The organism is Mycobacterium sp. 1423905.2 (assembly GCF_001673155.1).
In the GTDB taxonomy this organism is placed as follows: Bacteria; Actinomycetota; Actinomycetes; order Mycobacteriales; family Mycobacteriaceae; genus Mycobacterium.
The window spans coordinates 1-8320 of the sequence record NZ_LZLE01000048.1 but is presented as its reverse complement, the minus strand read 5'-3'; the positions used below and the strand labels follow the sequence as shown (position 1 = coordinate 8320).

Here is an 8320-nt window from a genome sequence, read left to right as displayed (position 1 = left end):
GGATCTGCGTGAACAGGTCGAAATGCACTGCGCGTACCAGCACCTCTGCAAACGGGTCGTCGATCACCGGGTCGGGTTGTCGCGTGGCCACGGCTCTGGCCGTGGCCACCATGGTCGCGGTCGTACCGACGCCGGTCTTCAGATCCCAACTGTCGTCGCTCGTTCGTGTCATAGTTCCTCGCTCGTTTACCCGACCCGCGTGAGGGTTTCGACTTCCGATGCCGCGCCAGGTCGAAAGATGGACTTGACGGACTGGTAGGCGGCAAGCCCTTCCGGCCCGAATTCTCGGCCTAGACCGCTTGCCTTCACTCCACCAAAGGGCGCATCGACGTCGGGTTGGTATTGGTTGACACCGATGGTTCCGGTGCGAATGGCACGCGCGACTTCAGTGCCCCGCGCCACGTCAGACGTAAAGACCGTTCCCCCGAGACCGAACTCGGAGTCGTTGGCGATCTCGATCGCCTCGCTTTCCGGACCGTACGGAATCACCGACACGACCGGCCCGAAAATCTCCTCGCGCGCGATCCGGGCGGAGTTGTCCACATCGGCGAATACCGTGGGGGCGACGTACCAGCCGCGCGGCTCGTCCGCCGGTCTGCGGCCTCCGGTGATTACCCGAGCACCCTCGGCTTTGCCGATTTCGATGTAGCCGAGCACGCGCTTCTGCTGCCGTGCACTGACCAACGGGCCGATGTCCACATTGTCGTCGAGTGGGTTACCGACTACCAACGAACTGGCCATGTCCGCCAGCGCTTCCACCACCTCGCTGTACCGTGACCGCGGCGCGAGCACGCGCGAGTTGGCGATGCATATCTGGCCATTGTTGCCGAAGGACAGCGCGCGCAGCTCGCGCATGGTCAGCTCCAGGTCGGCATCGTCGAGGACGATCGCCGCCGATTTGCCGCCGAGCTCTAAAGTGACTGGCCGCATCAGACGTCCGCAGACCTCCGCGATCTGACGCCCGACCTGGGTCGAACCGGTGAAGGTCACCTTGTCGACGCCGGGGTGGCGGACTAGGTGAGCACCCGCTTCGTCGCCACCGGGAATGACGTTGAGTACACCGGGCGGCAGCCCGGCTTCGACGGCCGCCTCGCCGAAAACCCTTGCATCCAGCGCTGTCTCCGGTGCCGGCTTCAAGACGACGGTGCAGCCCACGGCCAAGGCCGGGCCGATCTTCGCCGCCCCGAGGAGCTGCGGCACATTCCAGGGCACCACCGCGCCGACGACGCCGACCGGCTCTCGGCGCACGATCGTGTGTCCGATCATGCTCGGCCGAATCTCTTCGACGTCGGCCTTGGCGGCCAGGCCGGCATAGTAGCGAAGTATCGCGACGGGAAACCCACTGCTGAACGTCCGCGACATGGTGATCGGCATTCCCGTCTCGCGCGTGCACAACTGGTTGGTGTGGTCAGCGCGGGCTGCTACGGCGTCGGCGAAGCGTTCCAGCAGCTGGGCTCGTTCGACCGCCGGTGTGGCGCTCCAGTCGGCCAGCGCCTTACTCGCAGAAGCCACGGCGTCGTCGACATCGGCGAGACTTGCGCTGGGCCCCTGGCCGAGCGGCCGTTCCGTGGCGGCTTCTATGACGGGCGAGACACCCTCGGCGGAACGGAATTGTCCGTCGATAAACAATTGCGGCTCAACATCATCCATTGTGGCCTCCAGTCGGGAAGATCTTGACGCGTCCGCGCACCGCGGCAGGACGCCGCCGAGTAGTGTATCACTGGAAACAGTCTAGTGGTAGCACTGAAAACAGTCTAACGATTTGAGCGTCGGCTCAGGCCGGCATAGCGGTGTGCACGCCGCAGGTGCACGTGTCGATCGAGGGACACGTGCAGCGCATGCCCCACTCGATGACGGCCCGGGCCCGGGTCAGCGCAGCCAATTGGGTATCGATTTCCGCGAGTTTGGCTTCGGCCAGTGCCCGGCTAGTTGGGCGCCCCGGAACATCGTCGGCAAACAACTGCTGGATCTCGTCGAGGGTAAAGCCGGCAATTTTGCACAACCGGATCACTTCGAGCCGAGTGAGAACCGATCTGTCGTAGCGACGCTGATTACCCAGTCGCGACGGCGGGGGCAGTAGTCCGATTTGTTCGTAGTAGCGCAGTGTGGTCGCGGCGACTCCGGCTTCGCGCGCCACCTCCCCGATCGTCAGGCCGCTGGCCATGGTCATCTCCGTCCGACGAGGGCTTGACTTAAAGCCAACTCTAAGTCGTTCACTATTGGCATGGATCCACTCGAGCAAAGTGATCTCGCCAGCGCCCGGTACGTCCTCCTGCGGTCGTTTCGCGGCGACGGTACCGCCGTTGACACACCCATCTGGTTTGCGGTCGACGGCCACACACTGCTGTTCCGCACCAAGGTCGGGCCGAAGACCAAGCGGCTGAACGCATGCCGCGACGTGCAATTAACGCCCTGCGATTATCGGGGTCGCCCCCAGCCGGGTAGGGCGACGATAGCGGGCCGGGCGGCGATCCTGGCCGGAGCCGAGGCCGAGCACGCCAATGCCGTATTGCACAAGCGGTACGGCTGGCAGTGGAACATCGTTCCGCTGATCAAGATTCCGGGCGTGAGGAATGTGCACCAAGAGTTGTGCGTGCGTGAGAAGTTGCGGCGCGCGCGCCACCGCGGCGTATGGCCGGACAGTGTCATCGTGCGGGTCGACTTACTCTGATTGAGCCGCGTTGCGGTTGACCGCTACCTCGCCGCGAGCACTGCCGCGCAGAGTCATTGAACCGCGCCGTCGCAGCCGCCGGGCGGCGCGGGCACCGGATCCGGTGATCCGTTGTCAATGACGCACTGCCTGTTGAGGGTGATGTCGGTGGGCATGTAGAAGGGTGACTGCCCAGCCTGCCAGAGGGTTACCCGCCAGAAGCTTCCGTCCGGGTACTTAATCCCGTCGCAGGTCGCGTTCCCGAAGAAAGGCTGGTCCTTGCCGCCGGGACAATAGGTTGAGATCGGGTCAGGAATATGCGGGTCCGGGTCGGCCTGCGCCGAAGCCGGAAAGAAGGCACCGAACAGCAGCACGACAAACAAACACCACGCTTTTCGCACAGCCTTAAGCTTACAAAGAGCGGCGGAAGTTTTTAACCACCCAAACACCCCGGGCCGAGCAGCTCCTTGAGATCGCCCATCAGCGCCGGCGACGGCGTCACTCGCAACGACTGGTCTAGTTCCAAAGTGGTGATCCGGTCACCGCTGATCAGCCGCAGATGCACTTGCGAGGTACCGGGGTGACGGGTCAGCACTTGCTTGAGTGCGCTGACTTTGTCCAGCGTGCATTGCCGGGTGGGCAGACTGACCGCCAGCGGGCGGTTGACCTGGGCGGTAGAGAAGTCAGGCACCACCAGTTCGTTGGCGATCAGTGACACTCGGTCGTCGCGGATCGCCACCTTGGCGTTGACCAGCACCACGACGTCATCGGCGATCTCCGCGCCGTAGTTGGAGTACGTGTGCGGGAAGAACATCACCTCGATGCCACCGGTTAGGTCTTCCAATTGCGCTGAGGCCCAGGGCATTCCGTTCTTATTGACGCGCCGGTTCACCGAGGCCAGGATGCCGCCCACGCGTACTTGGGTGTCGTTGGGCACGTCTCCGTCCAGGATCGCCGGGATGGCAGTGTCGACTTGGGCGGCCAGCAGGTGCGCTACCCCGTTGAGCGGATGCCCGGACACGTAGAGACCCAGCATTTCCCGTTCCAGGGCCAGCTTGTGTTTGTCTTCCCATTCGTCCTCGGGGACCTTGATGGTGAAGACGGATTCGGCGCCGGCATCGCTGCCGCCGAACAGGTCGAACTGCCCCATCGCCTCGGCCTTCTTCGTCCCGAGCACGCTGTCGACGGCGTCGGTGTGTACCAGGAACAGGCCTTTGCGGGCATGTCCCAGCGAGTCGAACGCCCCCGCCTTGATCAGCGACTCAGTGACTTTCTTGTTGCAGGCCGAAATGTCGATTTTGTTGAGGTAGTCGGAGAAGTCGGTGAATTTGCCTTTCTCGCTTCGGGTTTGGATCAGTGAGCCAACGACGTTGGCGCCGACGTTGCGCACCGCACCCAGGCCGAAGCGGATGTCGTTGCCCACCGACGCGAAGTTCTGCACCGACTCGTTGACGTCAGGCGGCAGCACGGTGATACCGAGCTTGCGGCAGTCTGCGAGGTAAACCGCGGCCTTATCCTTGTCGTCGCCGACAGATGTCAGCAGACCGGCCATGTACTCGCTGGGATAGTTCGCCTTGAGGTAAGCGGTCCAATAGGAGACCAAGCCGTACCCGGCCGCGTGTGACTTGTTGAACGCATATCCGGCGAACGGAAGGATGGTGTCCCACAGCGCTTTCACCGCTTTGTCGGAGAAACCGTTGGCCGTCATTCCTTCGTAGAAGCCCTTGTATTCGGCTTCGAGCACTTCGAGCTTTTTCTTGCCCATCGCCTTGCGTAGCGCGTCGGCTTTGCCCATCGTGTACGAGGCGACCTTCTGGGCGATGAACATGATCTGCTCTTGATAGACGATCAAGCCGTACGTTTCGGAGAGGATCTCGCGCAGCGGTTCTTCGAGTTCGGGATGGATCGGCTTGATCGGCTGGCGGTTGTTCTTGCGGTCGGCGTAGTCGTTGTGGGCGTTCATGCCCATCGGTCCCGGCCGGTACAGCGCGAGCACGGCGACGATGTCGTTGAATTCGGTGGGCTGCATGCGGCGCAGCAGGTCACGCATCGGCCCGCCGTCGAGCTGGAACACGCCCAAAGTGTCGCCGCGGCCCAGCAATTCGTACGTGAGCGCGTCGTCCAGCGGCACCGACTCCAGGTCGAGGTCGATGCCTCTGTTGGCCCTGATGTTTTCGATCGCGTCGCCGATGATCGTCAGGTTGCGCAGTCCCAGGAAGTCCATCTTCAGCAGGCCGATGGCTTCGCACGACGGGTAGTCCCAGCCGGTGATGATGGCGCCATCCTGCGGCCGCTTCCACAGCGGAATGGCCTCGGTCAGCGGCTCGCTGCTCATGATCACCGCACAGGCATGCACACCGGCGTTGCGGATCAGCCCTTCCAGGCCCCGCGCCGTCTGGTAGATGGTGCGCACGTCCGGGTCGGTTTCAATCAGGCTTCGCACCTCGGCGGCTTCCTTGAACCGCTCGTGGGCCGGGTCGGTGATGCCCGACAGCGGAATGTCCTTGGCCATGATCGGCGGCGGCAGCGCCTTGGTGATCCGGTCGGCGATCGCGAAGCCGGGCTGCCCGTAGTGGATTCGGGCGGAGTCCTTCAGTGCGGCCTTCGTTTTGATGGTGCCGAAGGTGATGACCTGGGCTACTCGGTCGTGGCCCCACTTGTCGGCGGCGTAGCGCACCATCTCACCGCGACGGCGGTCGTCGAAGTCGATGTCGATGTCGGGCGCGGAAGGACGCTCGGGGTTGAGGAAGCGCTCGAACAGTAGACCGTGCGGAATGGGATCGATGTTGGTGATGCCGAGGGCGTAGGCCACCAGCGAGCCCGCCGCCGAACCACGTCCGGGCCCGACCCGGATGTCCACTGAGCGGGCGTAATTGATCAGGTCGGCCACGATCAGGAAGTAGGACGGGAAGCCTTTGTCGCAGATGACTTTGATTTCGTACTCGGCCCGGTCGAGGTAGTCCTGGCCGACGCCGTCGGGGAAGCGGCGCCGCAGGCCAGCCATCACCTCGTGGTGCAACCATGACGCTTGGTCGTGGCCGTCGGGCACCGGGAAGATTGGTATGCGATCGCGCGGGGTCCACACGTCGGCGTAGGACTGCACGCGTTCGGCGATCAGCAGCGTTGAGTCACAGGCGCCGGGCACCTGGTCGTCCCACAGCTTGCGCATGTCGGCGGCCGACTTGAGGTAGTAGCCGTCGCCGTCGAACTTGAATCGGTTCGGGTCCGACAGGGTTTTCCCGGTCTGCACGCACAGCAACGCTTCGTGGTTATGAGCGGCGTCGCGGGTGACGTAGTGGCAGTCGTTGGTGGCCAGCGGCGGAATGTTCAGCTTGCGGCCGATTTCGAGCAGACCTTCGCGGACCCGCTGCTCGATCGAGAGCCCGTGGTCCATCAGTTCCAGGAAGTAGTTCTCGGCGCCGAAAATCTCACGCCATTTGGCAGCGGACTCCAGCGCCTCCCGGTGGTGCCCCAGCCGGAGCCGGGTTTGCACTTCACCCGACGGGCAACCGGTGGTGGCGATGATGCCCTCGGCGTGCTCGGCGACGAGTTCGGCATCCATGCGTGACCACTTGCCGAGCTGGCCCTCGAAGGAGGCCAGCGAAGACAGCTTGAACAGGTTGCGCAATCCGGTGGCGTTCTCGGCCACCATCGTCAGGTGCGTATAGGAGCCGCTGCCGGAGACGTCGTCGCCCTTCTGGCTGGGATCTCCCCAGGTGATGCGGCGAGTGTCGAAGCGTGAGCCAGGGGCGATGTACGCCTCGACCCCGATGATCGGCTTCACACCGACCTTGGTCGCGGAGTTGTAGAACTCACTGGCGCCGAACATGTTTCCGTGGTCGGTCATGCCGATCGCCGGCATCCCCAGCCGCTCCACTTCGGCGAGCATCGGAGTGATCTTCGCGGCACCGTCGAGCATCGAATACTCGGTGTGGTTATGCAGGTGCACGAAGGATGACTGGTTCATAGGGACGCCAGTCTATGACCGACCGCCGACACGTTGCGGGCGTGTCGCCGAGTGTGTCTCGGAGGTTTTCTGTGGCCACCCGCTGCGCCCGGCTCCCGCCGCGCTTGCGATGGCCAGCGAGGTTTTCTGTGGCCACCCGCTGCGCCCGGCTCCCGCCGCGCTTGCGATGGCCAGCGAGGTGTGTGTAGCCACCCGCTGCGCCCGGCTCCCGCCGCGCTTGCGATGGCCAGCGAGGCTATCCGTACAGGTCGACGAACTGCTGAAGCGACTTCTGCACGTCTCCTTTGACCGCGCGGGCCGCCGCGGCACCCACCGGCCCGAACAGCGGGCGCCCGCCCAGCTCGAGGCGTAACCCGAGGTTAGATCCGTCGTTGGTGGGCCGAACGGTGAGCGTGACGGCATACTTGGCGCCGCCCTTTCCGGCACCGGACATCGCCACCTCGTGCGGCGGATCCCACTTGGTCACCCGCCACGTCACCCGGTTGCGCAAACCCTTGGACCGCGCCACGCCCACGATCTCGGTGCCTTCGGTGATTTCGTCAGGCAGTTCGCTGCGCCAGCCCTCGTGCATCACGAGCCAATCGCCCAGTGTGGACAGGTCAGAAACGTGGTCCCACATCTCCTGCGGAGCCATCGGGACGTCGAGTTTCAAATCAACGGCGGCCATAGCCGCTGAGCGTAACGCCCCGCCATCTCCGGTGGAATTTTTGCTAATCGCGTTACGCTCGGCGGCGAGTGGAGGGAATACCTAGTTGACCGACGATCGGGCAGGTTCGGAATTCGGGCCGTATCGGCTGATCCGACTGTTGGGCAGCGGCGGCTATGGCGAGGTTTACGAGGCCGAAGACACCACCATGCACCGCACGGTGGCGCTCAAGCTGCTCAGCAGCAGCTTCTCTCAAGACCCGGTGTTCCGGGAGCGACTCTTCCGGGAAGCTCACACCGCAGGCCGCCTCCGCGAACCACACGTCCTGCCGATCCATGGATGTGGCGAAATCAACGGGCAGGTCTACATCGACATGCGACTTGTGCGCGGTGTGGACCTGGACACCGTGCTCAAGCGCGAGGGCCCCATGCCGCCCGCTCGTGCGGTCGATCTGATCCGCCAGGTTGCCGCAGCGCTGGACGCCGCGCACGCCGAGTCGGTGCTGCACCGCGACGTCAAACCCGCCAACATCTTGCTGTCCGGCCAGGGCGGGCAAGAGTTCGCCAGCCTGGTCGACTTCGGTTTGGCCAACGCGGCGGGCGACGCCCGGCTCACCAAACCCGGCAAGGCCGTCGGCACCTTCGATTACGTTGCACCGGAGCGGCTTTCCGGCGGCGTGGTCGATCAGCGCTGCGACGTATATGCGCTGGCGTGCGTGCTGTACGAACTACTGACCGGGGTGCCGCCGTACGGCGAGCGGCGCGACCTGCCAGCGCTCATGGAAGCCCACCTAAACGCACCGGTGCCGCTGGCCAGCACGCACCGCGCGGGCATTCCCTCCGAATTGGATGCGGTAATCGCGCACGGCATGGCCAAGAATCCCGACGAGCGCTACTCGAGCGCCGGCGAGCTGGCCGAGGCAGCTCAGCGAGCCTTGACTCCCGCCGCGCCGACCAAGGAGTGGCCGGTCAGCCCGCCTCCCCCTCCGCCTCCGCCTACGCGGGCGGGGGGACGGGCCGGTAGGGCGCTGGGCCGGCATCCTGCGGAGGCGGAGGCG

General features: G+C 64.5%; 8 protein-coding genes. 2 read left to right on the top strand and 6 right to left on the bottom strand.

The window, feature by feature from the left end:
- From A9W95_RS03205 to A9W95_RS03195, 3 genes are all read right to left on the bottom strand, one after another.
- A partial coding sequence (locus tag A9W95_RS03205; RefSeq protein WP_172826540.1) for a class I SAM-dependent methyltransferase occupies positions 1-172 on the bottom strand: 172 nt, incomplete at its 3' end.
- 14 nt (positions 173-186) lie between these two features.
- Entirely contained in the window at positions 187-1650 is a 1464-nt protein-coding gene (locus A9W95_RS03200) for an aldehyde dehydrogenase (protein ID WP_067409193.1), read from the bottom strand.
- Between the two features lie 124 nt (positions 1651-1774).
- Complete coding sequence (locus tag A9W95_RS03195; RefSeq protein WP_067409194.1) at positions 1775-2164, bottom strand: MerR family transcriptional regulator; 390 nt, start codon at positions 2162-2164, stop codon at positions 1775-1777.
- A gap of 60 nt (positions 2165-2224) precedes the next feature.
- Here A9W95_RS03195 and A9W95_RS03190 point away from each other — a divergent pair, with 60 nt between their 5' ends.
- The gene (locus A9W95_RS03190; RefSeq protein WP_067409192.1) at positions 2225-2671 is read left to right on the top strand and encodes a PPOX class F420-dependent oxidoreductase; all 447 of its coding nucleotides are present in this window, start codon (positions 2225-2227) and stop codon (positions 2669-2671) included.
- A 53-nt stretch (positions 2672-2724) separates the two neighbouring features.
- Here the strand turns inward: A9W95_RS03190 and A9W95_RS03185 are convergent, their stop codons facing one another.
- The 3 genes from A9W95_RS03185 to A9W95_RS03175 form a co-directional block, all read right to left on the bottom strand.
- Complete coding sequence (locus A9W95_RS03185; protein ID WP_067409191.1) at positions 2725-3051, bottom strand: hypothetical protein; 327 nt, start codon at positions 3049-3051, stop codon at positions 2725-2727.
- A gap of 32 nt (positions 3052-3083) precedes the next feature.
- Entirely contained in the window at positions 3084-6617 is a 3534-nt protein-coding gene (gene dnaE, locus A9W95_RS03180; protein WP_067409190.1) for a DNA polymerase III subunit alpha, read from the bottom strand.
- A gap of 235 nt (positions 6618-6852) precedes the next feature.
- A complete protein-coding gene (locus A9W95_RS03175; RefSeq protein ID WP_067409189.1) occupies positions 6853-7284 on the bottom strand; it encodes an SRPBCC family protein in 432 nt (143 codons plus the stop codon).
- A gap of 85 nt (positions 7285-7369) precedes the next feature.
- On the opposite strand from A9W95_RS03175, the gene A9W95_RS03170 reads away from it, so the two are divergent.
- The coding region (locus A9W95_RS03170; protein ID WP_156745973.1) for a serine/threonine-protein kinase at positions 7370-8320 on the top strand (951 nt) is incomplete at its 3' end.